The 25,227-nt window shown below is 67.0% G+C and carries 25 protein-coding genes; 11 read left to right on the top strand and 14 right to left on the bottom strand.

Features of this window, described 5'->3' with window-relative positions:
- Nucleotides 1–62: 62 nt before the first annotated feature.
- Nucleotides 63–995, top strand: a complete 933-nt coding sequence (locus tag EJ074_RS05895) for a hypothetical protein (protein ID WP_129552827.1) — start codon at nt 63–65, stop codon at nt 993–995.
- A gap of 304 nt (nt 996–1,299) precedes the next feature.
- A complete protein-coding gene (locus EJ074_RS05890; RefSeq protein WP_095807700.1) occupies nt 1,300–1,389 on the top strand; it encodes a hypothetical protein in 90 nt (29 codons plus the stop codon).
- Between the two features lie 1,016 nt (nt 1,390–2,405).
- Here EJ074_RS05890 and EJ074_RS05885 read toward each other — a convergent pair.
- A complete protein-coding gene (locus tag EJ074_RS05885) occupies nt 2,406–2,699 on the bottom strand; it encodes a hypothetical protein (RefSeq protein ID WP_095807699.1) in 294 nt (97 codons plus the stop codon).
- 257 nt (nt 2,700–2,956) lie between these two features.
- Nucleotides 2,957–3,853 carry a LysR family transcriptional regulator gene (locus tag EJ074_RS05880; protein ID WP_095807739.1) on the bottom strand — a complete coding sequence of 299 codons (897 nt, stop codon included), beginning with the start codon at nt 3,851–3,853 and terminating at the stop codon, nt 2,957–2,959.
- A 135-nt stretch (nt 3,854–3,988) separates the two neighbouring features.
- Here EJ074_RS05880 and EJ074_RS05875 point away from each other — a divergent pair, with 135 nt between their 5' ends.
- Nucleotides 3,989–5,425 (top strand): MFS transporter, encoded by a 1,437-nt coding sequence (locus tag EJ074_RS05875; RefSeq protein ID WP_245420431.1) that lies wholly within the window; start codon nt 3,989–3,991, stop codon nt 5,423–5,425.
- A gap of 352 nt (nt 5,426–5,777) precedes the next feature.
- Entirely contained in the window at nt 5,778–7,346 is a 1,569-nt protein-coding gene (locus tag EJ074_RS30100; RefSeq protein ID WP_245420430.1) for an alpha/beta hydrolase, read from the top strand.
- 23 nt (nt 7,347–7,369) lie between these two features.
- On the opposite strand, the gene EJ074_RS05865 is transcribed toward EJ074_RS30100, so the two are convergent.
- Both EJ074_RS05865 and EJ074_RS29590 read right to left on the bottom strand, forming a co-directional pair.
- Entirely contained in the window at nt 7,370–7,585 is a 216-nt protein-coding gene (locus EJ074_RS05865; protein WP_095807697.1) for a hypothetical protein, read from the bottom strand.
- Nucleotides 7,586–7,778: 193 nt separating this feature from the next.
- A complete protein-coding gene (locus EJ074_RS29590) occupies nt 7,779–7,946 on the bottom strand; it encodes a hypothetical protein (protein WP_165349867.1) in 168 nt (55 codons plus the stop codon).
- Nucleotides 7,947–8,899: 953 nt separating this feature from the next.
- Here EJ074_RS29590 and EJ074_RS29585 point away from each other — a divergent pair.
- Nucleotides 8,900–9,250 carry a hypothetical protein gene (locus EJ074_RS29585; RefSeq protein ID WP_165349866.1) on the top strand — a complete coding sequence of 117 codons (351 nt, stop codon included), beginning with the start codon at nt 8,900–8,902 and terminating at the stop codon, nt 9,248–9,250.
- A gap of 240 nt (nt 9,251–9,490) precedes the next feature.
- Nucleotides 9,491–9,799 carry a hypothetical protein gene (locus EJ074_RS05855; RefSeq protein ID WP_095807696.1) on the top strand — a complete coding sequence of 103 codons (309 nt, stop codon included), beginning with the start codon at nt 9,491–9,493 and terminating at the stop codon, nt 9,797–9,799.
- A 64-nt stretch (nt 9,800–9,863) separates the two neighbouring features.
- On the opposite strand, the gene EJ074_RS05850 is transcribed toward EJ074_RS05855, so the two are convergent.
- The 7 genes from EJ074_RS05850 to EJ074_RS05820 all read right to left on the bottom strand — a co-directional run bounded on the left by EJ074_RS05850 (nt 9,864) and on the right by EJ074_RS05820 (nt 15,803).
- Nucleotides 9,864–11,102 (bottom strand): MFS transporter, encoded by a 1,239-nt coding sequence (locus EJ074_RS05850; protein ID WP_129552825.1) that lies wholly within the window; start codon nt 11,100–11,102, stop codon nt 9,864–9,866.
- Nucleotides 11,103–11,114: 12 nt separating this feature from the next.
- Nucleotides 11,115–11,570, bottom strand: coding sequence for a MaoC family dehydratase (locus EJ074_RS05845; RefSeq protein WP_095807694.1), 456 nt, complete (start codon nt 11,568–11,570; stop codon nt 11,115–11,117).
- Entirely contained in the window at nt 11,567–12,853 is a 1,287-nt protein-coding gene (locus EJ074_RS05840) for an NAD(P)/FAD-dependent oxidoreductase (RefSeq protein ID WP_165349865.1), read from the bottom strand. The genes EJ074_RS05845 and EJ074_RS05840 overlap by 4 nt, the downstream gene beginning before the upstream one ends.
- 25 nt (nt 12,854–12,878) lie before the next feature.
- Nucleotides 12,879–14,105, bottom strand: a complete 1,227-nt coding sequence (locus EJ074_RS05835; RefSeq protein ID WP_095807692.1) for an NAD(P)/FAD-dependent oxidoreductase — start codon at nt 14,103–14,105, stop codon at nt 12,879–12,881.
- Between the two features lie 71 nt (nt 14,106–14,176).
- Complete coding sequence (locus EJ074_RS05830) at nt 14,177–14,755, bottom strand: OsmC family protein (protein ID WP_095807691.1); 579 nt, start codon at nt 14,753–14,755, stop codon at nt 14,177–14,179.
- A 154-nt stretch (nt 14,756–14,909) separates the two neighbouring features.
- On the bottom strand, nt 14,910–15,146 hold the full coding sequence (locus tag EJ074_RS05825) for a DUF1127 domain-containing protein (protein WP_165349864.1): 237 nt from the start codon (nt 15,144–15,146) through the stop codon (nt 14,910–14,912).
- A gap of 156 nt (nt 15,147–15,302) precedes the next feature.
- Nucleotides 15,303–15,803 (bottom strand): hypothetical protein, encoded by a 501-nt coding sequence (locus EJ074_RS05820; protein WP_245420429.1) that lies wholly within the window; start codon nt 15,801–15,803, stop codon nt 15,303–15,305.
- A gap of 368 nt (nt 15,804–16,171) precedes the next feature.
- On the opposite strand from EJ074_RS05820, the gene EJ074_RS05810 reads away from it, so the two are divergent.
- Both EJ074_RS05810 and EJ074_RS05805 read left to right on the top strand, forming a co-directional pair.
- The gene (locus EJ074_RS05810) at nt 16,172–17,536 is read left to right on the top strand and encodes a nodulation protein NfeD (RefSeq protein ID WP_095807689.1); all 1,365 of its coding nucleotides are present in this window, start codon (nt 16,172–16,174) and stop codon (nt 17,534–17,536) included.
- Nucleotides 17,533–18,291 (top strand): slipin family protein, encoded by a 759-nt coding sequence (locus EJ074_RS05805; RefSeq protein ID WP_095807688.1) that lies wholly within the window; start codon nt 17,533–17,535, stop codon nt 18,289–18,291. Before EJ074_RS05810 ends, EJ074_RS05805 begins: the two co-directional genes overlap by 4 nt.
- A gap of 181 nt (nt 18,292–18,472) precedes the next feature.
- On the opposite strand, the gene EJ074_RS05800 is transcribed toward EJ074_RS05805, so the two are convergent.
- The 3 genes from EJ074_RS05800 to EJ074_RS05790 are packed head-to-tail and all read right to left on the bottom strand — an operon-like array spanning nt 18,473 to nt 22,199.
- Nucleotides 18,473–20,761, bottom strand: a complete 2,289-nt coding sequence (locus EJ074_RS05800) for a xanthine dehydrogenase family protein molybdopterin-binding subunit (RefSeq protein WP_095807687.1) — start codon at nt 20,759–20,761, stop codon at nt 18,473–18,475.
- Nucleotides 20,758–21,741: a xanthine dehydrogenase family protein subunit M gene (locus EJ074_RS05795; RefSeq protein WP_095807686.1), complete on the bottom strand. Its 984-nt coding sequence runs from the start codon at nt 21,739–21,741 to the stop codon at nt 20,758–20,760. The genes EJ074_RS05800 and EJ074_RS05795 overlap by 4 nt, the downstream gene beginning before the upstream one ends.
- Complete coding sequence (locus tag EJ074_RS05790) at nt 21,738–22,199, bottom strand: (2Fe-2S)-binding protein (RefSeq protein WP_348627020.1); 462 nt, start codon at nt 22,197–22,199, stop codon at nt 21,738–21,740. Before EJ074_RS05790 ends, EJ074_RS05795 begins: the two co-directional genes overlap by 4 nt.
- 609 nt (nt 22,200–22,808) lie before the next feature.
- On the opposite strand from EJ074_RS05790, the gene EJ074_RS05785 reads away from it, so the two are divergent.
- The 3 genes from EJ074_RS05785 (at nt 22,809) to EJ074_RS05770 (ending at nt 24,707) form a co-directional block, all read left to right on the top strand.
- Nucleotides 22,809–23,423 carry a TetR/AcrR family transcriptional regulator gene (locus EJ074_RS05785; RefSeq protein ID WP_095807736.1) on the top strand — a complete coding sequence of 205 codons (615 nt, stop codon included), beginning with the start codon at nt 22,809–22,811 and terminating at the stop codon, nt 23,421–23,423.
- A 120-nt stretch (nt 23,424–23,543) separates the two neighbouring features.
- On the top strand, nt 23,544–23,774 hold the full coding sequence (locus tag EJ074_RS05780; protein WP_095807735.1) for a hypothetical protein: 231 nt from the start codon (nt 23,544–23,546) through the stop codon (nt 23,772–23,774).
- Between the two features lie 708 nt (nt 23,775–24,482).
- The gene (locus tag EJ074_RS05770) at nt 24,483–24,707 is read left to right on the top strand and encodes a hypothetical protein (protein ID WP_095807683.1); all 225 of its coding nucleotides are present in this window, start codon (nt 24,483–24,485) and stop codon (nt 24,705–24,707) included.
- Nucleotides 24,708–25,227: the final 520 nt, after the last annotated feature.

Genomic DNA, 25,227 nt, shown 5'->3' with positions numbered 1-25,227 from the left:
AAAATCGGCGTGGCGGCCGACTGCCGGCGTGTGTTATTGCTGGTGAGGCAAGGGGAAACGGCATGGCGCAGCATATCGCGCAAAAGCTGCGGCTGACGTCGGCGGTGCTGGGGACGGTCAGCCGCAAGGATCTGGCGGCGGCGTTTCGCGCCGTCAACCCGAAGACGGCCTTCGACCTCGGCCGCGCCGACAAATGGCTGCAGGGCAGGGCCCATCCGCGCGAGCTCAGCGTCTATGACGACTGGGCTAAGGTCCTGCGGCTCGATCAGCCCGGCGCCTGGATCGCCGAGAGCGACCTGTCGAGCTTCACGGCCGAGATCTCGGCCCGTCACGGCATCGACAGCGCCGACCTCGAACGTCGCGCCGTGGCGCAGGTCGAAGCCTCCTCCGCGCATGACGATCGCGGCCTGAGCATCGCGCTCGTCGGCAGCTATGCCTGCTATTCGCGAGCCTGGTCGCCCTATTATCGCGGCCAGCTCATCAAGGGCAGCCTGGCGATCGAGGCCGGCCCCGGCGTGCATGGTCTCACCGCCACCTATCGCGAGGCGCTGCCGACCGGTCAGTTGGCGCTCGCCGGCCCGGTCACGCCGGCCAAGCGCGGCCTCTACCTGCATCTCAAGGAAACCGGCGGCGATGCCCAGTTCTTCTTCAGCCTGTTTCCGCAGTCGCAGCCGGGCAGCGTGCTTGGCGGCTATATGTGCGGCACCGCCATCATCGGCCCGGAGGCGCAGCCCTCGCTCACCCGCATCCTCATCATCCGCCTGCGCCATGCGGCGCCCGACGCCTCCTGGGGCGGCTATCTGCTGCCCGGAGGTTCGATCGCCGCTGACCTGGCCGGCCTCGGCATCGCCATCGAGCACCCCGAAACGGTCGACCGGCAGCTCGGGCAATTTCTCGCCGTCGACGGCGACGGCGGCGCCAACCAGATCCCGCCGGCCGAATTCCGCGCCATCCTCGACGTGTTCGACCGCCACTGGCTGCGCCAGCCGGCATGACGCCGCGCAAGCCAGCGGGCCTGTCGCGAAGCCGCGCGGTTCGCCTGCCGTCCGCCCAAACCTTGACAGCGCGGCTCGTTCGCGCTCCCCTGCGCCAGTCGTCGACTGTGCAGGACCAGCCGAATGAAGAAGCCTTACAGGAAACCGACGCTCGACAAGCGCGATAAGCTTTCCGCCGCCACGGCGACGGTGCCGGCGTCCGGCTTCACATTCTGAGCCCGCGATCTGGCGGCCCGCAGCCGCGGCTTGACAAGCCGTCCTTGAGGCGCTCACCTGCACGGATTGTCTTCAGGGGGAATCTCGGATGAAGAAGGTTTACGCGAAGCCGACACTCGAGAAGCGCGGCAAGCTCTCTGCCGTCACCGCGGCCAATGGTTCTTCGATATTGATCTAGCCAGCGGCCCGAGCGCCGCTTCGACGCTCCTGGCCAGGAGCGGGCGGTGCACTGCAGGTGCCCGCCCGTCCGGCGCCGCCGCCAAGCTGCTGAAACCCCGTCCGTCCCCAACAGCAACGGTCATGCGTGACCAGTGATTGCGAAGTGCCATTGGCGTGCCCGGCTGTCAATCTGGCCGCGCCGGGGGGTGCAAGCGCGTTTTTCAGCATTTTGCAGCGCACATTTGGGTTGCCGTGAGCGCCGCGTCGTGGCCTCGCCAAGCCCCGAGATGGCGGATTTCCGGCCTTTTCGCCCGCTTCATCGGGCGATCCGCTTATCCGTTTGAATAGGCTGGTTTTTCGCGACTCGTCTCATTGGCGGGGCCGACGCCCACCTGACTTTTTTTGGGTGCATTTCTGCCGACAGCATTCGCTTATGGCGGAGCGCCCGGTGACGGCTGCTCTCCCCCTCGAGGGGGAGATGGCCGGCAGGCCAGGTCGGTCCGACTGGACGCGGCCTATTGCAGCCGTGGAGGATTGGCACTTCAAAGCGACCCCCTCTGTCGCCTTCGGGTAACGCTCCCGCTGCGCCTCTGTGAACCGCTTCATGGTGTCTGCACGCCACCATGCTACAATGCGCGGCGCGAGCGGGGAGGGTGCCATGGCCAATCATTTGCTGCGGGTTCTGCGGCGCTCCAGGCTGGAACGGTTTGCGCTGGGGCTGCTCGTCTTCCTGGTGACGCTGATTGCCGCATTGCTGGGCGGCGCCCGGGTCTGAGGCTGCCGAAGCGCAGGATTTGCACCCGGCGACCACTGCGGCCTTGGCGATTTGCTGCCTTGGCGGATCAAGTGCGGTCGTCAGCCGGCTATGACCGGTTTCGCGAAAGTGGTAACAACTCCGGCCGAGAGTGGAACCGGGCCTGCGACCTTTCACAGTCGGCCGCCGCGCATCGCGATCACGATGGCGCGTCGGCAGGGTCCTGAGAACGCCAAACGGCGGGCGCTGCGGCCCGCCGTTTGGCTGCCCAGGCTCGCCGCTTAATTCGCGCCGCCGAGCTGCTTGGTCATCTTGCAGAAATCGTCGTGCTGCTTGGCGATGGCCTCGTCGCCGCAGTCCTTCTTCATCGAGGTGCGGTCTTCTTCGGTGAGCGCCATCCAGGCGGTCTTGAAATCGGCTTCGCTCTTCATCGTCTTCATGCCGGCGTCGGTGAAGAACGGCGACATCTTCTGCGGATCGTCGAGTGCCGAGGTGCCGGTCGTGCTGCCGGCCATTGCCGAGCCGGCCATGATCGAAAGCGCCATCGCGCCAAGGAAAAGGAAACGGGTTTTCATGATATACCTCCAAGTGAAAAGATCGTTCGCATCACGATCGATTGAAGAACGAATATCGCAAGTGGAAGTTTCCCGACGAAAACAATATTATCCTGGCAGGTGCAAATCTTGTAGATAAACAAGGAAGACAAGACGCAAACAAACCGCTCCAAGTTACAAAGTAACTGGAGAAGAGGAGTGCGTGAACTGGCGCAACCTCATGCAGAACGGGCCCGTCGACGATAGGTTCCGGGCGGAAAGCGAAAGTCGGTTTCGCTTTACGATCGGCCGGCGCACACCTCCCGCACCAGCGCGCGCAGCCAGCGATGCGCCGGATCGGCGTCGAGGCGCGGATGCCACAGCAGCGAGATGGTGAGTTCCGCCAGCCGCAGGGGCAGCGCGAAGCTGAACATGCCTTCGCGCAGCTTGCCGGTATAGCGCTCGGGCACGGTGGCGATCAGGTCGGAGCCGCGCGCCAGCGCCAGCGCTTCCGAGAAGCCGCCGACCACGGTTGCGATCTCGCGCCTGAGCCCGTCGAGTTCCAGCGCCTCGTCGACCGGCCCGCGGTCGAGTCCGCGGCGCGAGATCAAAATGTGGCGGCCGGCGGCGAAACGCGCGGCGGTGACCCTGGCTTGGCTTAACGGGTGACCTTGCCGCACGACGCCGACGAAGCGGTCGCGGAACAGCGCCTGCGCCCGCACCTCCGGCCCGGTCGAGCCGCCGACCACGCCGGTCTCGAGGTCGACACCGCCTTCGCGCATAGGGGCGCTGTCCTTGTCGGGCTTGGCCACGAAGCGCAGCTGCACGCCCGGCGCTTCGGCGGCGACGCGGGCGATCAGCCCAGGGCCGAAATTCTCCACGAAGCCGTCGCTGTTGCGCAGCGTGAAACTGCGCACGAGCCGCTTGAGGTCGAGCTTCGCGGCCGGGCGCAGCATGGCTTCGGCCTGTTTCACCAACTGGCCGACCTCGGCGCTGAGCTCGATCGCGCGCGACGTCGGCACCAGGCCGCGCCCGGCCCGCACCAGCAGCGGATCGCCGGTTGCTTCGCGCAGCCTTGCCAGCGCCCGGCTCATTGCCGAGGGGCTGAGCCGCAGCCGCCGCGCCGCCTTGGCGACGCTGCCTTCGGCGAGCAGCACGTCCAGCGTGAAGAGCAGGTTGAGATCGGGTCGCGACATAAGCGCAACCATAACATGGTTGTCGCTCGGTGACATGGCGTTTCATGCAATGATGAAGTGCAAATGCTGCATGTTCCGCCATATCTGGCAGCCGCCTATCTTGCCGGCAAGTCTCACCCGCGCCGGAGAAGCACCATGGCCGACATCGCTCATTCCCACGTCGCATCCGCGAGCCGATCCACGGCCGGCGCGCTGGCCAGCCTGTCGCTCGCCATGCTGCTCTCTTCGCTCAGCACCTCGATCGCCAATGTCGCGCTGCCGACGCTGAGCACTGCCTTCGCCGCGTCGTTTCCGGCGGTGCAATGGGTGGTGCTGGCCTATCTCGTGGCCATCACGGCCTTCATCGTCAGCGTCGGGCGGCTCGGCGATCTGGTCGGCCGCCGCCTGCTGCTGGTCGCCGGCCTTGGCCTGTTCAGCGCTGCCTCGCTTGCCGCGGCGCTCGCGCCGTCGCTCGCGCTGCTGGTTGCCGCGCGCGCCGCGCAAGGACTGGGCGCGGCGGTGATGATGGCGCTGACCGTCGCTTTCGTCGGCGAGACGGTGCCGAGGGAGCGCACCGGTAGCGCCATGGGCCTGCTCGGCACCATGTCGGCGATCGGCACCGCGCTCGGCCCCTCGCTCGGCGGCGTGCTCATCGCCGCTCTCGGCTGGCGCGCGATCTTCCTGGTCAACGCCGGGCTCGGCCTCGTTGCCCTGCTTGCGGCGCAGCGCTTCCTGCCCGCCGCGCGCGAGGCCAAGGCGGCGAGCGCCGTCGGCCAGCCGGCGAAGAAAACTGGCCCTCGCTTCGATGTGCTTGGCACGCTGCTGCTCGCCGCGACGCTGGCCGCCTATGCGCTGGCGATGACAATCGGGCGCGGCCATTTCGGCGGCCTCAACATGGCGCTGCTGGCCGTGGCAGCGCTCGGCGCCGGTCTGTTCGTCATCGCCGAGGGCAGGGTCGCCGCGCCGCTGGTGAACCTCTCGCTGCTGCGCGGTTCCGTGCTGGGCTCGAGCCTTGCCGTGAATGCGCTGGTCTCGACTGTGATGATGGCGACGCTGGTCGTGGTGCCGTTCTATCTGTCGCGCGCTCTCGGCTTGGGCGAAGCGCTCACCGGCGCCGTCATGTCGATTGGCCCGGTCGTCTCGGCGCTCTGCGGCGTCGTTTCCGGCCGCATCGTCGATCGCCTCGGCGCCGGCCGCATGATCATCGCCGGCTTGGCGATGATGGTCGTCGGCTGCCTCGCCCTGTCGATGCTGCCGGGCCTGTTCGGCCTCGCCGGCTACACGGCCGCGATCGTGCTTCTGACGCCGGGCTACCAGCTCTTCCAGGCGGCCAACAACACCGCCGTGATGCTGGATGTCGGTGAGCGTGAGCGCGGCGTGGTGTCGGCCATGCTGAGCCTGTCGCGCAATCTCGGCCTCGTCACCGGCGCGGCGGCGATGGGCGCGGTGTTTGCCTTTGCGGTGGGTGCGAGGGATATCGGTCGGGCAGCGCCCGAGGCGGTCGCGAGCGGGATGAGAGTCACCTTCGCGGTGGCGGCGGGATTGGTGGTGGTGGCGCTGCTGATTGCCGTTGGACGTTGGCGAAAGCGTTGAAGCTGCTGATCTCCCCCCTCGTGGGGGAGATGCCTGGCAAGGCAGAGGGGGGCGCTGTCCCGCCAGCCTGTCCGTTTTTGTGACAAACAAGATCACGGAAGGCCGAGTTCCTTCGCGCCCCCCTCTGTCCTGCCGGACATCTCCCCCACGAGGGGGGAGATTGGCAGCTTCGGCGCCGTCGCCAAATGTAACGCATCGCACATTCGGCACTGCCATCTTGGCGTATCGGTCGTGCCGGCAGCGAACAAGGCTTCCGCATTTTAGCCGATTTTGATATTCCGGTGCGGTGTTCTCTCGCCGCTGCGATGAGGAACCGAAGGGGGTAAATGGCAACCGAAGGGTGCCTGGCCGCATGACCGACGGTCCGCAAGCCGGGCCGCTGGAATTGCGCGTGCTCGGTAATTTTGAGGTGGCCCGCGGCGGCGAATTGCTCGACCTGCCGCCCTCACGCAAGACCCGCGCCCTGCTCGCCTACCTTGCCGTCACCGCCAGGTCGCATCAGCGCGAGCGGCTATGCGAGATCTTCTGGGACGTTCCGGACGATCCGCGCGGCGCGCTCCGCTGGAGCCTGTCCAAGATCCGCCAGGTGCTGGGAGATAGCGAATCCGCCCTGGCCGCCGACCGCAACGCGGTGTCGCTGAAGGTCGAAACCGACTATGCCCGCCTGCAGCCCCTGGTGAAGGGCGAGCTGTCCTCATGGCCGACCGACGAGCTGGAGGCCGTTGTCGCCTCGATCCGCGGCGATGTCCTGGCCGATCTGTCGCTCGAGCGGTGCGCCGAATACGAGGCGTGGCGGCAGGCCATCGCCAGCGAGGTCGAGATCGCCGAGCTCGGCATATTGCGCGAGCTGGTCGAGCGCCTGGCCGGCGAGCCGAAGCGGGCGCTGCCGCTCGCCCGGCGTCTGCGCCGCCTCGTTCCCGAGGATGCAAGCCTTGCGGCCGAGATCGAGGCGCTGGAGGAGAAGGTCAGGACGGCGGCCGCGCAGCCGACGGCACGGTCCGCGCAGCCCGCCACCGCTGTCGCCGCCCCGCCGCAATCGCCTGCGCCCGCCAAGAGGCCGGCGCACGCGCAGGACCCCGGCCGCGCCGTGCATTTCTGCCGCGCCGTCGACGGCACCAGGCTCGCCTATGCCAGGACCGGCAGCGGCCCGCCCATCCTGCGCGCCGCGCACTGGATGTCGCATCTCACCTATGACTGGGACAGCCCGATCTGGCGGCACTGGATCGCGGCGCTGTCGCGCGACAACCAGCTGGTGCGCTATGACGAGCGCTGCAACGGCCTGTCGCAGCGTCAGGTGCCCGACGTCTCCTTCGACACCATGGTCTCCGATCTCGAATGCGTGGTCGAGGCGGCAGGGCTCGACCGCTTTACCCTGCTCGGCCTCTCGCAGAGCTGCGCCGTCTCCATCGCCTACGCCATACGCCATCCCGAGAAGGTATCGGGCATGATCCTCTATGGCGGCTATGTCAAAGGTTGGCGGGCACGCGGCGACGCCGGCGAGATCGCGACGCGCGAGGCGATCGCGACGCTGATGCGCGAGGGCTGGGGCAAGTCGAACCCGATGTTCCGCCAGGTGTTCTGCTCGATGTTCATTCCCGGCGCCACGCACGAGCACTTCGCCTGGATGGACGAATTGCTGCTGCGCACCATCCTTCCGGACGACGCCTGGCGCCTGCAAAGCGCCTTTTCCGTCATCGATGTCGGCGATCTTCTGGAGAAGGTTAGCGTGCCGACCTTGGTGTTGCACGCGCGCGACGACAATGTCGCCCCGGTCGAATCCGGACGCACCCTGGCCGCCGGCATTCCAGGCGCGCGCTTCCTCGAGCTGGAAAGCCGCAACCACATCCTGCTCGAAGGCGAACCCGCCTTCGACGAGTTCGTCGGCCATGTCCGGGCCTTCATCGCCGAAACGGCCGGGTGACCGGCCTTGGCGATCGCGTCAGTTCATAGGCGACGGATTTGGTGGATCGCCGTGCCGCCGTCTCCAGGCAATGCCCGCAGCCGGACCGGCCGACCCTGGTTGGCTTGTCGGGCCAGGCGTTCGGCCTCCTCTCGCGTCAACCCGACTGGCAGCTCGCCCGCGATCTCCGCCGGGAGATCGTAAAGCAGGTCATACACCATCCAGTCGTCGCACGGATCCTGGATGACGGCGAATCTCATTGGGCAAGTTTGCCGCTTTATTTGATGCGACTCAATTGTGACCGAAGTCTAATGTGCCGGCGCAGAGGTCTTAGACTGCATAGCGCCGTATATTGGCCGTGACGGCGGATGTATTCGGCAGGCCGCTTGGCAGCATGTTTCGAACATTCAGAGCATGACAGCTATATCGAAAAGCTCCGCAGCTCCCAGCTGCTCATGCCGAATCCTTCGGCTTTATGGCCAGGGCCTCGCGAAGCAGCGAGGGCCATTCGAAGCCGATGAGCAGGACGAGTTCCCGGGCCTGCTCTTCGGTGATGCTGGTCCTCTCGACCAGCCGCCGAACGAGCACGGCCAGCGTGTCATTCTGCTGCTCCGATGTCATGGGAAGGCCTCCGTGGGGCCCCCTAACATTAACATTTGATATTTGTTCCCCGCTATCTTGTTGATCTTGCTCGGCCTCGAGCCGGGTGTCGACGCTGTCGGCAACGCAGAGGCTTGTCGAGCCGCTGCGCATGCCCACAGCTTGCCCGGCAAGAGCCATTCTCGCCCAGCGATCGCTCGATCACCCAGCACGCGCCCCGAGTCGCGCAGCTTCGTCAGCCGCGTCTTCCGGTGTCCGACAGCAGTGTCGCACTGCGGCGCCAGACAGGGCGCTCGGCGCAAAAGGCTCCTCCAAAAAAAACCCTTGACGCCTCACCTGCCCCATCCTCCTTGGCTGCAAGGCTTTCCGGCATCTCCAACCGCGGTAAGCGTCCCTCGACGGGTCTAACCCGTTCGTATTAGCGCCCCCTAAAATGATTGGATTGACACAAACGCCCAAACGGAGCGCGATGCAAGCCAATGCCGCGTCCTCCCTTGGGCACGCGGCAGAGGCCTTCGGTGGAACCCACCCAACAACGCAACACCGGGCCGGGCTGGCTCGTCTCTTGTGTAAGCAGGAGCGAGCCAGTTTGGCGTTCGGAAATAAACCCGCCGGGCGAGAACCCCAACCACCTCAAGCCCGGCGAGCCTACTAACCTGATCAGAATACGCGATCAGGACCGGGATTAACCGGCAACGTCCTCGGTGCAAGGCGTATGCCAGCCTTTCGGTCCTGAAATGGGACAGGTCAGCTTCGGGCGACTCGGCCATGGCCGGGCGTCTGCCGGCAGCTGAAACAAAAAAGCCCGCCTGGGGGACGCCAGGGGGCAAATTTGGGGTTGGAATCCCTGCCTGCGCACAAAGGGGTATGGGCGCAAGCAGGCGCAGTATAACTTTGGCCGGGAGAGAAGGTTCCGTACCTCTTTCGGCCTATGCATGCCGCCCGGCAGCGCGCAACGGTCCCGGGACAAGGGCATGCATCGCTCAGCCGAAAACAGGCCCGCCCGCTGGATCAGCGTGCGGGCCTTTGTCGACCGACAGCGTGACACAGGAGAGAATCTCGCCGCGCCCCGAACCAATATCTCGGCGAGATGTTCCAAAACAAAACAAAAACCCGCCGGCCGAGCCGACGGGTTTCTCAATGGCTGCTGGCCGGGACGTCAGATCGTGGTTGGACCTGATGCCGCCGGAACGGCCGTAACGGCGCCCAGTTTTTCGCGCCTGGTCAGTGTCGGCTTCTCATATGTCTTCTTCATGTGTGGCCCCGCATTTGAATCCAACGCCCGATACCTGCCGCGAAGCTGCTCGACCGTCAACAACAAATGATGAGCGCGCCGGAAGCGAGCAACGGCCCGTTGCCGGGAGGAGGGCAGCGGGCCGTTGCGCTTGGCGGCAGCTACATCCGGGAGGAGTGGACTGCGGCCTGCCGAACCCCCGGGCGACCACATTGTTCCGCAGCCTGCGTGCTCCTGCTTGCCCCGAAGCTGCCCGGCGCCCGGCCGGAACCAAACGGAACGGCATCGGTTTACCCGGCGAAGGGATGTTCAAGGAACCGGGAATATCACAATGAAAACAGTGCTTCTCGCCGCCTTGGCGCTCAGCATCGCGGCGCCGGCCGTAGCATCCCCGGCCGAGGCCGACCTCGTCATCAAGACGCACCACAGGCACCATCATCGGCACGCCGTCGTCATCAACGACGAAGGCCAGCGTCTGCATCACCGCCGCCACGGCACGGAAGCCTTCTACGACAACGGCAGGCGCGCCTGGCATCGCCATCATCGCCGCGATACCGTCGTGATCACGGGCTCCATCGAGCGTCATCATTACCGCCACCATCGCCGTCACGTCATCGTCGACAGCGACACCGACTATTGATCGGCTCCGGCTCGTAGGCGCGGCCTGCGGGCATTGATCCGCCCGAGGCTCGGGACCGACAGCGTCACCGCTTGCCGTGCGCCATGCTTGCGGCGGCCGGCAAGCGGCGCAGCGAAAGCATGGCCAGCGTGCCGATGAGCGGGCCCGGCGCCAGCACCAGGAAAGCCCAGCGCCAGCCGAGCAGAGCCGCGGCATGCGGCAGCAGCCAGATCGTCAGCACCGTCAACCCGAAGCCGAGCCCAAGCTGCACCGACAGCGCGGTGCCGACGAAACGCTGGTCGGCAAGCTCTGTCGCCGCCGCCGAGAACTGCGCGGAATCACCAACCACCGAAACGCCCCAGACCAGGATGACCAGCCCGAACAGCCACAGCGGTCCGTCGAAGGCGAAACCAATGACTATTGCGCAGGAACCGGACACCATCATCATCCCGGCGGTGGTCAGGCTGCGGCCGAAGCGATCGGAGAGCACGCCGCCGATGAGGCAGCCGCCCGCACCGACGGCGATGGCCAGGAAAGTCAGCACCGACGCCAGTTGGGGCGAGGACTGCTGCTGCGCCTCCAGCGCGGCGCGCGTATAGGCGAGCAGCCAGGCCCACATGGCGTAAAGCTCCCACATGTGGCCGAGATAGCCGATATTGACCAGCATCAGCGGCCGGATGCGAAAAACCGCGCCGATCTGGCGCGGTTGGAACACGGCCTTGCCGAAGGCATAGGGCCCCTCGCGGGCGAAGAACCAGAACAGCATCGAGCCGGCAAGCGCGGCCGCGGTGGCGGCCATCACCACGAGCTGCCAGTCGAGCGAACCGGCCAGCGCCCGGAACAGATGCGGCAGCGAGGATCCAAGCGTGAGAGCGCCGATGAGGGCGCCGAGCGCCAGTCCCCGTCCGCGCACGAACCATGTCGAGACCAGCTTTAAGGCCGGCGGATAGACGCCGGCCAGCGCCACGCCGGTCAGGATGCGCGCCGCAATAAGGCCTGCGGGCCCCGGCTGCAGCAGGAGCGAGGCATTGGCCGCGGCCGCGACGAGGGCCGAGATCGCCATCAGCCGGTTGAGCCTGACGATGTCGGGCAGGTTGACCAGGCTGGCCGCCAGCGCGCCGGCGACGAAGCCGATCTGCACGCCATTGGTCAGCCAGACATCGACCGCCCCCGACAGCTGCCAGGCGGCCCTGAGTTCGGGAACGATCGCTGTCGCCGAGAACCAGGTGGTGAGTGACAGCACGACGGCAAGGCAAAGCACGCCGAGCATGCTCCAGCGGTTTGCATCCTCGGCAAGGAGAGCGCCGCCGTTCTGCAAGGCCATCGTTTCCGCCGCTTAACTCTTCGCCACCGGCACGGTGAATACCGTTGCGGTGCCTGTCAAGCAGAGCTCGCCGGCCTCGTTGCGCACCGACGTCTCCAGCCTGGTGATCGGCTTGTCGGGCCGCACCTCCGTGACCTCGACGCGGCCGGTGATCAGTTCGCCGACGCCCACCGCCTTGACGAATTTCCATGCCACTTCGAGGAACACCGAGCCGGGGCCCGGAAGATCCTCGGCCACCAGCGCGTTGAGGATGCCGGAGGTGACGCCGCCCTGCACGATCAGCCGGCCGAACACCGAGGCTTCGGCGGCCGCCTTGTCGTAATGCAGCGGGTTGCGGTCGCCGGTCATTTCGGTGAACGCGACGATGTCTTCGGCGCGCGTGCGCCGCGAGCGCTCGGCGAAAGCGCCCACTTGCGGCCGCCCGTTGGCGATGCCAACCCAGCCGTCCTTCATCACATGTGCAGTCATGATCGTGCTCCCATTCTGTTGCGATACGTTCCGCAGCCGGTCGTGACCGGCGCCTTGTCCTCGTTCGCCGGCGTCCGCCCGGCCGCCGGCCGCGATGCGGAGCGGCGCAGCGGCATGCCCCGTTCGGACAGCGCCTGCACCTCGGCCTTCATTATCGCGCTGAGCCGCCGGTGAGTCTCGCCGATGCCGGCGAGCGTCCAGTCGAAGCCGGCCACGGCATCGGTGGTGGCGAGGATCTGGGCGGCGACGAGATCGCGGTCGCGCTGGTAGGCCGCGAACGCGGCTTCGGAACCATCCACAATGGCCCGTGCCAGGCTCTCGGCGTCGCGCAACGCGTCGGAAATGCCGTGCGCGGTGATCGGGTCGCGGAAGAAGCCGGCGTCGCCGACCAGCGCCCAGCCCGGGCCATGCGCCTGGCGGATGAAGCCCGGCACGCCGCGAAAGGTCTGCAGCCGGACGTCCGTCGGCGCCCGGCTCGCCTGTTCGGCCAGCGCCGGCGACAGCGCCTCCAGCACCTCCATGCGCGCGCCTGCGTGGCCGAGGCGGAAGCGCTGGTCGAACAGCCTCGTCGGCACCGAGGCGACGATGCAGGCCTGCCCGTCATTGGTCGGGATCAGCGAGCCGGCGAGCCCATCGCGAAAATACCAGTGATAGCCCGCGCCGGGTTCGACCGGCGCATAGCCGTAGACATGGGCGGCCGAGACGCTGCCGTGCCGCAGCATCGGCGCGTTGCAGCATTTGGCGACCAGCGAGCCGATGCCGTCGGCGCCGACGACGATGTCGGCGCTCACCCTGAGCGACGCGCCGGCTGCCCGGATCTCGACACCGCGCACGCGTCCGCGTGTATCGGCGATGAGATCGCCGACCGCCATGTCGTGCAGGAACTCCGCACCCGCCTCGCGCGCCGCATCGACCAGCATGCGGTCGAGCACGGTGCGGCGCGGCGCGATCAGGCCGGGAAGGTCGGGCCCCGCGTCGAGCGGGATGGTGATCGCCTCGTCGCCATAGTGGAAGGTCGTCGTCTCGATCAGCGGCGTGCCGGCCTCGAGCAGCGGCTCGAGCAGGCCCCAGCGCGACAGCTGCAGCACGGCCGGCCGCATCAGGGCATGCGTCGACAGCGTGTCCGAGCCATAAGGCCTGCGGTCGATCGCCAGCACTCTGAGCCCGGCGCGGGCGAGCAGCAGGGCGGTCGAGGCGCCGGCGCAGCGCGCGCCGACGATGATGGCGTCATAGTGGGCGCGCCTGGGGACGGCTGGAAGCGAGCGGTTCGGGATCGTCAGCATCGTCATTGTCCTCACGCGGCGTTCTTCACGCGGCTTGGCGGCTGTTGCGGTCGAGATAGAGCGAGATCTCGGCGGCGATCGCCTGCGCGTCGGTGCCGACGCCGCCGATGAAGTTGGAATCGCGCTTGCGCAGGAAGCGGAAGCCGAGCGCATAGAGGCCGGGCACGCTGGTGACGCCGTCGCGATGCGCGATCTCGCCGTCGGGCCCGAGCGCCTGCGGCTCCAGCCAATCGAAGGAGCGGGCATAGCCGGTCGCCCAGATCACCGTGCCGATCGATCCGTCGGTCAGCGAAAGCCGCCGCGCATGGGAAGAGGGAACCCTGACCGGCTCGCGGCGCATCGGCCGCGCCGCGCCGGCGAAACGGTCGATCTCGGCGAGCAGGCGCGCCTGCTTCACCTCCGCCGCCGCGACTTGGGCCCCGAGATCGTCGGCGAAGCCGATTGCCCCATCGGCAATGCCTTGCACACGCCCGGTCAGCTCCACGCCGAGCCCCTGCAGCGTGGCAAGGTCGACATCGGCCCCGTCCGGCCGGCCGGCGAGCTGCAGCGACGGCTGGCGCCTGGCGCTTTCGGGATTGGCGAGAGCCTCGAGCCGCTGCGTCATCAAGCCCATCTCGCAGAGCCAGAAGAAGATGTCCTTGCCGCGCCATGTCCGCGGCAGGCGGGTGTGCTTGCCGACCGAGAGCAGCACGCGGCGGCCGGCACGCGCCAACTCGTCGGCGATCTGCACGCCGGAGGAGGACGCGCCGACCACCAGCACGCCGCCGGGCGGCAGTTCGGCAGGGGAGGAATAGCGCGAGGCATGGATGGTGAGCGGGCCGCCCATCATGTCGGGCGCGCAGGGGACGAGCGGCCGGTCGCAATGGCCGGTCGCCACCACCACGGCCTTGCCCGACCAGTCCCCGGCGCTGGTGGCGAGCGCGAAGCCGGCGCCGTTTCGCCGGCACGAAAGTACCTCGACGCCGCATTCGACCGGCACCTGCCAGCGGCTTGCATAGGCTTCGAGGTCATGCACGAACACGTCCTTCGTCCTGAAACCGTCGGGGTCGGGGCCGGCATAAGGGGAACCGGGCAACGCGTTCAGCCAGTTCGGCGTCAGCAGCCTGAGCGAGCGCCAGGCCTGCGAGCGCCAGCGTTCGCCGACGCGGCCGCGCTCCAGCACGGCGTGGTCGATGCCGCTGCGGCCAAGGCAATGGCTGAGCGCAAGCCCGGCCTGCCCGCCGCCGACGATGACGACGTCTGCGCGTTTCATGGCTCTGTTCCGTTGGCTGGGAGGGAGACGGTGGGTGGGGTAGGGCCCGTCTCCCTCCGTGGGTCATAGGATCACTGGATGGTCTTGATCCCGACCGTGACCGGCACGCCGTTGGTCAGCACGTCGAATACCGCCGAGCGGGCGCGGGCCTGCTCGACCAGCTGCGTGAGCTTCTCGGCCGGCGCATCGCCCTCGACCTCGAACGACACCTGGATGTTCTGGAAGCCGTTGCGCACCTCGTCGGAGATGCCGAGGATGCCGCGCAGGTCGATGTCGCCGTCGACCGAGCACTTGACCTTGGTCAGCTTGATGCCGCGCGCCGCCGCGATGTTGGCGAGGCCCGCCATCAGGCAGCTCGCCAGCCCGTGCAGCAGCCATTCGACCGGGGTCGGCGCATTGTCGGCGCCGCACAGGATCGCCGGATGGTCGCTGTCGGCATAGAAGGGCTTCTCGTGCTTCTGCTCCTGGCCGGCGCCGTGGAAGCCATGCATGACGCTCTTGGAGTGCGTGCCTTCGACCCATTCATTGTGGGCGCGGAACTGGAACTTCGCCAGTTCCGGCTGGCCGGCGACGAAGTTGATCGTGGCGAGCAGGTTCGGCGTGTCTACGCCGTTGAGCGGAACGCGTGCAGGTTTGGTGTTGGGTTGCATTTCTCTTCTCCCTGGGTCGTTTGCGGCTTGGTTGCCGTGACCATGCAGTCTTGGCGCCGAGGCGTTTGAGCGAGAGTGGGTGCCAGCGTGGAATTTTCGATACGCGCGCCGTGGAATTGCATCGCGCGTTTCATTTCCAGATGGGCGCGCCGCCTCAGCCGAACATCCTGTCGGCCTGGGTTAGCGCGCCTTGCGCGGTGGTGTAGCGGTCGATCTGCGAGCGGCTGATGCCCATGTCCTTCAACATGTGATCCGGCATCGCCTGCAGCGCGGCGCGCTCGCTGCGCATCTTCATGGCGTAATAGGCAAGCCGCAAAAGGCGGCCGGCAGAGCCGGCAAGGCCGAAGCCCGCGCGGCCGGTTTCGTAATGCGCATGATCCATCGTCGTCATCGTCGTCTCCATCAAATTGCGACGCGACCATTCGCGCCGTCGATGGAAGGACAATGAGGCAAGGGCGAGGGAGCCAGCGTTGGAGCCGGCGTCGAAACGAGCGTGGAATCGTGAGGGCAGCGCTAATCCCCCCTCGAGGGGGGAGATCAGCCAGCCTCAATCGGCCTCGCCGCCCGAACCTTTCCCGCACGCGGCCATCACCTTGCCGATGGCAGCACTCGACCCGGCCAGCGGAAAGCGCGCCTCGCCATATCTGTCGGCGGAAACCGTGACCTCGCCCTTGCCGCGCAGCAGGGCGAGCAGTGGGTCGTCTATGCTCAGCTCGGAGGTGAAGTAATTGTACATCGCCTCGAGCTCGAGCTTCTTGGTGAGGCTCTTGTCGCCGGCCTTGAAGGTGAAGGAGCCGCTGATGCCGGGTTCGAGCTGCGGGCCCGAGGCGCCAAGATCGTAGCTCAGCACCGGCTTGGGCAAGCAGGTCAGCATCAGATGCGCGTCGCCTCGCGGCCCGCCGCAGACCGAGGCGGTGAGCACGCTGCCGCCCTCGTCCTCTTCCATCTTGGCGGACCAGGCGCAGGCGGCGGCGTTGGCGGACTGGGTGGTGAAAAATGGAGCGGCCACAGAGGCAGCCGTGATGAATTTCGCCAATGCGCTTTTCATGATCGTCCCCCACTAAAGCTGTCGGATCATACAGAGATTGGCGAAAGCTGGTGAGCGAGCTTTGTGGGTAGAGAATTGTGAGGCGTCGGCGCGAGGCACCCCCCTCTGCCCTGCCGGCCATCTCCCCCTCAAGGGGGGAGATTATTCGCTCCGCCGCTTTCGCCATGTTCCAGCGCTAGAAGGCTAGGCGCGGCGCCGATACAGCCAATCTCCCCCCTTGAGGGGGAGATGCCCGGCAGGGCAGAGGGGGGTGCCTCGCGCCGGCCTGGGCAAGATCGGCAGCGGCCGCCGCCTTCGCCCTTCCACCGCACGTCCTCATTGGACTTCGCCTCGGCACAACCCCATATTGAAACCACGGAGCTTTTAGCGTGAGACTCGCGCGGCTGGCCCTTCTCGCAGCGGCTTTCGCGGCCGCCGTCTGTTTCCCCTTGTCCTCGCCCGGAACGGCGGCGGAGAAGATCGCCCTGAGCGTCGCCGTCGATGGTGCGATCGGGCCGGCTAGCACCAGGCAGCTCGAGGAGGCGCTCGACGTCGCCACCAGGCGCAATGCCGCAGTCCTCATCCTTCAGCTCGACACGCCGGGCGGCCTGGTCACCTCGATGCGTGAGATGATCGCCGACATCCTGGCCTCTCCGGTTCCGGTCATCGGCTATGTCGCGCCGGCCGGCGGCCATGCGGCCAGCGCCGGCACCTATATTCTTTACGCCACCCATGTCGCGGCGATGGCGCCCGGAACCAATCTGGGTGCGGCGACGCCGGTCGAGCTCGGCGGCCTGCCCTCGCTTCCGGGCGGCGAGAAGGACGACAAGGGCAGCGGCAAGCCGGCCCCCGACGCCATGATGGCGAAGGCGACCAATGACGCGGTTGCGCTCATCCGTTCGCTGGCGGAGCTGCGCGGACGCAATGGCGACTGGGGCGAGAAGGCGGTGCGCGAGGCGGCGAGCCTGTCGGCCAACGCCGCCTTGCAGGAACACGTCATCGACATCGTCGCCCGCGACGCGGCCGAGCTTCTGCAACTGGCCGACGGCCGCACCGTGGAAGTGGCAGGCAGGAAGGTGGTGCTGGCGACCAAGGGCCTTGCCGTCGAGACGCTGGAGCCCGGCTGGTTCATCCGGCTGCTCTCCGTCATCACCGACCCGAACACCGCCGTCATCCTGATGCTGGTCGGCGTCTATGGCATCATCTTCGAGTTCACCAGCCCGGGCGCCGTGGCGCCCGGCGTCATCGGCACGATCTGCCTCGTGCTCGGCCTCTATGCGCTCAACCTGCTCCCGATCAACTACACCGGCCTTGCGCTGATGCTGCTCGGCGTCGCCTTCCTGATCGTCGAGGCCTTCAACCCCACCGTGGTGCTGGGCCTGGGCGGCGTGGCCGCCTTCCTGCTCGGTTCGGCCATGCTGCTCAAGGTCGAGGGGCCCGGCTTCGCCATGTCGTGGGCCGTCACCGCGCCGGCCGCGGCGCTGACGCTGGGGCTGGCGCTGTTGACCGGCAGCTATCTCTGGGCGGCGCGCCGCAACCCGCCGCGCATCGGCGGCGAAGCCATGCGCGGGGTTTCCGCCGAGATCCTCGACTGGCAGGGCGGCGAGGGCCATGTGCTGGCCTTGGGCGAGCGCTGGCGGGCGCGGGCCGAGGGACCGCTGGCGCCTGGCGACGAGGTCGAGGTGATCGGCGTCAGCGAACTCGTGCTGACGGTGCGGCGTCGCGGCGCGCAAAGCAACGGAGCGGTAAAATGATGGTCGGTTACGTGGCCTATCTGGTCATCGCGGTGGCAGTGATCATGTTCCTGTCGGCGGCCATCCGCATTCTGAGGGAATATGAGCGCGGCGTGGTCTTCACGCTCGGCCGCTTCACCGGGGTCAAGGGTCCCGGCCTCATCATCCTCGTGCCGTTCATCCAGCAGATGGTGCGGGTCGATCTGCGCGTGGTGGTGCAGGACGTGCCGCCGCAGGACGTCATCTCGCGCGACAATGTCTCGGTCAAGGTCAACGCCGTGCTCTATTTCCGCATCGTCGACGCCGAGCGGGCGATCATCCAGGTCGAGGATTTCATGACCGCCACCAACCAGCTGGCCCAGACCACGCTGCGCTCGGTGCTCGGCAAGCATGAGCTCGACGAGATGCTGGCCGAGCGCGACAAGCTCAACAGCGACATCCAGGACATCCTCGACCAGCGCACCGACGCCTGGGGTATCAAGGTGTCCAATGTCGAGATCAAGCATGTCGACCTCAACGAGAGCATGGTCCGTGCCATCGCCAAGCAGGCCGAGGCCGAGCGGCTGCGCCGCGCCAAGGTCATCAACGCCGATGGCGAGCAGCAGGCCGCCGCCAAGCTGGTCGAGGCCGGCCGCATGCTGGCCGCCGAGCCCCAGGCCATGCAGTTGCGCTACTTCGAGGCCCTGCACGACATCGCCGGCGAGCGCTCCTCGACCGTGGTCTTCCCGCTGCCGGTGGATCTGCTCAGCCAGTTCCTGAAGGGGCAGGGCAGGTGATCTTCCATCTCGAGGGGGAGATGGCCTCACTCTCCTTCGTCATCCTAGGGTCTGCGCGCGTCGCTCCGCTCCTTGCTCCGCCCTAGGATGACGAAGACGAGAGGCTGCGTTCCTTCGCACCCCTCTGCCTTGCCAGGCATCTCCCCCGCAAGGGGGGAGATCACGCGCTCCAAGGGCCGCCTCAAATCAACTTCTCCAGCGTGATGGGCAGATCCCGTACCCGCTTGCCCGTCGCGTGGAAAACCGCGTTGGCGATCGCCGGCGCGACGCCGACGATGCCGAGCTCGCCGGCGCCCTTGCCGCCGAGGGCGGAGGAATGCGGGTCGGGGATGCCGACCGAGATCGTCTGGATATCGGGGATGTCGGCATTGGTCGGCAGCATGTAGTCGGCGAGGTTGCCGTTGACGATGCGGCCGTGCCGGCGGTCGACGATGCCTTCTTCGAGCAGCGCCTGGCCGATGCCCATGATGATGCCGCCCTTCCACTGGCTTTCCGCCAGCTTCGGGTTGTAGAGCCTCCCCGAGTCCAGGGCCGACACCACGCGCGAGACGCGCACCGTGCCGAAGTCCCTGTCGACGCGCACTTCGACGAAATGCGCGCACCAGGAATGACGCGAATAGTCGCCCTCGGTGTGGGGCAGCGCCATGGCGATGGTGGTGTAGTTCTTGTAGCGCTCCTGCGGCGTCGCGTTGGCCGGCATCGTGTCGCCCTTGGCCTCGATCCTTTCGCGGCCAAGGGCGCTCATCAGCTCGGCGATCGTCAGCTCCGGCCCTTCGCCGCGCGGCGAGGCGATGCGGCCGTTCTTCACCTGAAGCGTGTTCGCCTGCAGCCCCTTGAAGGGCGAATGCGGATCGGAGAGCGCCAGCCCGATCAGCTCGTCCAGCGCCTGGCCCGCCGCCTTGTGGACGGCGCCGGTCATGACGCCGGCGAGCCGCGAGCCGCCGGTGACCCCGGCGCGGGCGAAGTGCGAGTCGCCGAGCTTCACCGAGACCTGCTCCACCGGCACGCCGAGCGTCTCGGCCGCGGTCTGCGCCAGGATCGTGTAGGTGCCCTGGCCCATGTCGATGGAGGAGCTTTCGACCTCGGCCGAACCGTCGGCGAGGATCTTCACCACCGCCTCGCCATGGGCGCGCCGCACCGGATAGGTGCCGGCCGCCAGCCCCCAGCCGATGAGCTGGTGGCCGTCGCGCATCGAGCGCGGCTGGGGCGAGCGCTTCGCCCAGCCGAAGGCTTCCGCGCCGGCCGCGAAAGCCTCGCGCAGCTGCCTGGTCGACCACGCCTTCTTCGCGTGCGGATCCTGCTCGGCATAGTTGATCAGCCGCATCTCCAGCGGATCGATGCCGAGCTCATAGGCGAGCTCGTCGATCGCGCATTCGATGCCGAAGGCGCTCGGGTTCTCGCCGGGCGCGCGCTTCGCTCCCGGCACCACCGTGTTCACCCGCACCACATTCTGCTTCGAGGAGAAGTTGGGCGTGGCGTACATGATCGAGGTGACGGAGCCGAGCGGCTCGACCCACATGCCGTCGACCGCCGTCTCGTTGACGCCGCGATGCACGATCGACTGGATGCGGCCGTTGGTGTCGGCGCCGATCGCCACCGTCTGGCGGGTCGCGGCGCGGCCGCCATAGGATGTAAAATTCTGCGGCCGGTTGAGCACCAGCTTCACCGGCCGGTTCAGCATCTTCGCCGCCGCCGCCGCCACCGCGCTGTGCGCGAGCGCCAGCGCTTTCGAGCCGAAGCCGCCGCCGATATAGGGCGAGACCAGCCGCACATTCTCGAACGGCACGGAAAACCATTCGGCATAGGTGCGCGCCATGCCGTCGAGCCACTGGCTCGGCTCCCAGATGGTCAGCTGGTCGCCTTCCCAGCGCGCGATCAGCCCGTGCGGCTCCATCGCCGCCTGGAATTCGCGCGGCGTGTTGTAGGCCGCGCAGACGCGCACCGTCGCGGCGGCGAAGGCTGCTTCGGCGTCGCCCCATTCCTTGGTCATGGCGTCGATCGGAATGCCGTCGGTGCCGTCGCTGAGGTCGACAATGGCCGGGATCTCGTCATAGCTGACCTTGACCAGTTCTGCCGCCGCCACCGCCTGCTCGAAGGTCTCGGCCACCACGGCCGCGACATGCTGGCCGGAAAAGGTGACCTCGCGGGCTAAAGGTGCGTAGGTCGGCTGCGACGGCGGATTGCCCAGCCAGTCCGAGGCGCCCTTCAGCTCCATGATGGTGTCGGGCGTCAGCACGGCGAGCATGCCGGGCGCCGTCTCGGCCGCGCGGGCGTCGATGGCTGTCACCTTGCCGGCGGCGATGGTGGCGCCGACCAGCACCGCATGCGCCAGCCCTTCGAGCTGCTGCTCGACGGCGTAATGCGCCGCACCGGTGATTTTGGCCGGGCCGTCGACGCGCGACAGCCGTCCGCCGACCGCTTCGAGGCGCGCGCTGTCCGAGGCGGCGTGTTTCATCTCATGAACGGTCATGCCGTCTCTCCCAGTTTGAGGATGGCGCGCGCGATGACGCGCGGCGCCAGCGCGATTTTGTAATGGTTGGCGCCATGGTCGACGGCGCCCTCCATGGCGAGTTCGCTCGCCTTGCGCACGGTGTCTTCATCGAGTGGCTTGCCCGTCAGTGCTTCCTCGAGCGCGCGCGCCCGCCACGGTTTCGTCGCGACGCCGCCGAGCGCGACGCGGATGTCGCGGATGGTGCGGCCGTCGGCTTCGAGCTCCAGCCCGACCGCCGCGCTGGCCGCTGCGAATTCATAGGACTGGCGGTCGCGCACCTTAAGATAGGTCGAGCGCCGGGCCGCGGCCGAGCCCTGGATCTCGATGGCCGTGATCACCTCGCCGGGGCGGATGTCGTGCTCGCGCTCGGCGGTGGCGCCCGGCGCCAGGAAGAAGTCCTCGACCTTGAGCTTGCGCTCGCCGAGATCGACCTCGGCGTCGAAGGCGACCAGTGCGATTGCCAGGTCGCCCGGATAGGTGGCGATGCAGGCCTCGCTCACGCCGAGCACCGCATGGCCGCGCGTCACGCCGCCGATCGCCGAGCAGCCGCTGCCCGGAGCGCGCTTGTTGCAGGCCGCGAAGTTTTGCGGATCGCGGAAATACGGACAGCGCGTGCGCTGCATCAGATTGCCGCCGATGGTGGCCATGTTGCGCAGCTGCGCCGAGGCCGCCTGCCAGAGCGCCTCCGAGACGGCCGGGAAATGGCTCTTCACCCCGGCATGGTCGGCGACATGGCTCATTCTGGCCAGCGCGCCGATGATCGCACGATCGGCGCTGACGTCGATGGCGTCGAGTCCCTCGATATGGCTGATGTCGACAACGGTCGCCGGTTCGACCACACCGCATTTGGCGAGATCGACCAGCGTTGTGCCGCCGGCAAGCAGCATGGCGCCGGGAAGCGCCGCCGCGTTGCGCGCGGCCTCGACACTGTCGGCGCGGAGGTAGGAAAAATCTCTCATGAGCGGAGCTCCTGTGCGGCCTGGCGGACGGCGGCGACGATGTGCGGATAGGCGCCGCAGCGGCATAGGTTTCCGGCCATGTATTCGCGGATCTCCTCATCGGAGCCGGCATGGCCTTCGCGGATGCAGGCCACCGCCGACATGATCTGGCCCGGCGTGCAATAGCCGCACTGGAAGGCGTCCTGCTCGAGGAAGGCGGCCTGCACGGCATTGAGCGTGCCGTCTTCGCCGGCCAGTCCCTCGATGGTTGTGATCGCGCGGCCTTCGACCTGTGCGGCCAGCGTCAGGCAGGCGAGCACCCTTTGGCCGTCGACATGCACCGTGCAGGCGCCGCACTGCCCTTGGTCGCAGCCCTTCTTGGTGCCGGTCAGATGAAGCCGCTCGCGCAGCGCGTCGAGCAGCGTAACGCGCGGCTCGATGTCGAGCGCATGGTCGCGGCCGTTGATGGCGAGATGGATGGAAAGCGTGGTCGGACTGGGCTGGGTTGAGCCGTCGGCGGCTTGGCCGTTCCTGAAATGGCCGTCTTCAGGAGGATCGATGATGATTTGGCCAGTATGGATTTGACTTGTCATGGGGCGTCGGGCTCCGATTGCTGGACGCTAGGGGGAGGGAAATGGGGCTGGGCAGGTGAGGGGCAAGGCGTCGAAGCTGCTAATCTCCCCTCTCGAGGGGGAGATGCCCGGCAGGGCAGAGGGGGCGCTGTCCCGTCCCCTTCCTTCGTCATCCTCGGGCTTGACCCGAGGATCCATTCCGTGACGCTTGTCGAGGAACGCGGCGGGCCAGAATTCTGCACGCTGCGGCGCCCGAAGGTAACAGCATGGATCCTAGGGTTTGCGCCGCGTCGCTGCGCTCCTTGCTTCGCCCTAGGATGACCAATTAGGGACGTCGCGGAATGCCCCCCGCACTTCCATCGTTCAGCGAAAGCTCTCCGTCGTTCACCACGTGACATATCGCTTCCCCTGATTATATGATAAGAGCACTCCACTAAAGCGGAGGCGCCTCCGTTTATTTACGTGGGGGCTGGACCGCATTGGTTCAACCCCCGAAATGCCAGCGTGGAGAAAAAACTGTCCGACCAGCCGCCAGCCCCCGCCGAAGAGAGGCCCGACGCGTCAGCGCCAAAGCCGCTGCGCGCCGATGCGCGGCGCAACCGCGACACGCTCGTCGAGGTGGCGGCGCAGGCTTTCGCGGAACACGGCGTCGACGCCTCGCTGCAGGAGATCGCGAAGCGGGCAGGGGTCGGCATCGGCACGCTGTACCGGCATTTCCCGACGCGCGAGCATCTGGTCGAGGTGGTCTACCGCCGCGAGGTGGAAGGGCTCTGCCAGGCGGCGGACGAACTCGCCCGCTCGCATCCGGCCGATATCGCGCTGGAGCTCTGGATGCAGCGCTTCGTCGACTACATCGCCACCAAGCGCGGGCTGGCCACCAGCCTTCGCCTCCTGCTGACCACCAACGCGACGCTGTTCTCCGACACCTCCGGCCGCGTCTCCGGCGCACTGAAGGGCCTGATCGAACGAGCCGCCGCCGCCGGCAGGATCCGCGCCGACATCGATGCCTCCGATGTGCTCCATGCGTTGGGCGGCATCTACTCGGCCCCCAACACCTCCGACTGGCGCGAGCGGTCGGGGCGCCTGGTGAGGCTCTTGATGGATGGCTTGCGCTTCGGAGCGGGGGGATAGCGCGCCGCTGATCGCGCCTTGAGGGACTCTCGAAGTTGTGAACCCACAGGACGATGTGAGCCCACGCACAACAGGCATCCCCGCTTGCGCCCCCGGCTCAATTGCGCAATGCTTCCGGGCATGGCCGGCCAGTATCTGGACCACAAATTGGAATGCCCCTTTTGCGGCACCGTCCGTCTGCAGATCCCGGCCGATGCTGAACCCACCACTCCGATCCATTGTGCCGATTGCGGCAAGTATCTCGGCACCTGGGACGAGCTGCAGACTGACTTTGAGCTGCAAGGCGGGACGGACGGCGTGTTCCGTTTGGACAGAGGACGGATCGAGAAGCTGGCCTCGAACGGCAAGTAGGATCGCGCGGCCGGCTTCCACTGCCCCGTTGGATATCCAATAAGGGCCTGTTGCGGGATCGCGTGGGCCTGGTCGCATGCTGGGGCGTGTGGCGGCTGTATCATTTTAGTACAATCCACAATTTGTAGACTCTTGCTGCAGATCGGCAGCTAGTGACTCCGTCGAGCCTCAAGGGAGGGAAAGGCCCGCGGACACCCGGGAGGAAACGATGGCTGTCCAAAAGGAAGACTACCGAACGAACAGAGCCGACTACGTGATCGCTGCGATGGGAGGCCGATTGGCCGCTGATGCCGATCGCAGCGAGGCACTGGCAAGGAGAAAGAAATCTCTGTCGCTGCGAGATTGGCGGACGGCCAGATTGGCCGCAAATCCGTGTGAAAGCTTGCCGGCCCCGAAAATCAGACCGCGCGGCTAGTTGGCGCTTGGGTGCCAGCCGTCCTTTGCACGATTGGCCCCCGCAGCATGAGACGCTCATGACCGGCTTGGAGCGTGCCCAGAAGTGTACAGCGGTTCTGGGGCAACGACATGCTTAAAACAAAGACTTGAAGCGCATCGCCTGAATCCGTTTCAGCGCGACGCGCTTTAAGCCGGGCGCTGCACATCCCGCACGCGAGTGCGGCGCCTGCTGCATTTGAACAGGCCCCGTGGAGTTCCTGGGCGAGAGACGGTGCAGCCCCGGTGCAGCCCGGGGGGAACGGCTCTCTGGCAATGACGTTGTCGTCGATGGCACTGGCGGATGAAATTCGCATGGTGGAACGACACGTCGAACTGGGCGAGCGGCACATAAGCCGTCAGCTCGGCCTCATCAGGCATCTTGATCACGAGGGTTTGCCGGTGACCCAGGCAATGGAGTTTCTCCATCTGCTCGAGGATATGCAGGCGCTTCATCGCTTGCACCTGTCGCGGTTGCTCAGGAAGGCCGGGGGGCAGTAACCGATCAATCACAGCCGAAGCCGAGAGCCGCGCCCGACGGGGCGGCATTTGGGCGACCTTCCGGCGACCAATATGTGGGGTCGCCGAGCACCGCCCGGATATGCTCCCCCATGTCCGTCGCCAAGATCAGAGCGCTGTTGGGGCTCCAGACCCAAGCGCTCTCCGGCTTCGCAAAGGCGGTGCGCCGGTTCCTTTATCCGGCTCGTTGGTGAGCCTTCGGCGCATGGCCGGGCCCGGCAGCCCGACTTGCCCTGAGCCCGCAACGCCGGCGCGATCAGCCTCGACAGCTAGCAAATGTTATATCCATCCTCAGAGGTTCATGGCATAATTCGTTGTAGGGCCTGCTTTTTCTTGATTTCAAGGCCCCTTTTCCTGGGTGACCGACGGCTGCTCCCCCCACCCCAACCCCGCGCTGATCGGTCGCCCTATTCTTTCTGGGCCGGACTGCAGAATCCCTTAGCCCTCCTGAGTGGATCGCGACGCAGGAGCGCGTGCGTCGCTGCGACTCACGTCAAGCTTG

The organism is Mesorhizobium sp. M3A.F.Ca.ET.080.04.2.1 (assembly GCF_003952525.1).
Classification (GTDB): Bacteria; Pseudomonadota; Alphaproteobacteria; order Rhizobiales; family Rhizobiaceae; genus Mesorhizobium.
The sequence above is the reverse complement of the archived record's forward strand: the minus strand, read 5'-3'. Positions and strand labels throughout refer to the sequence as shown.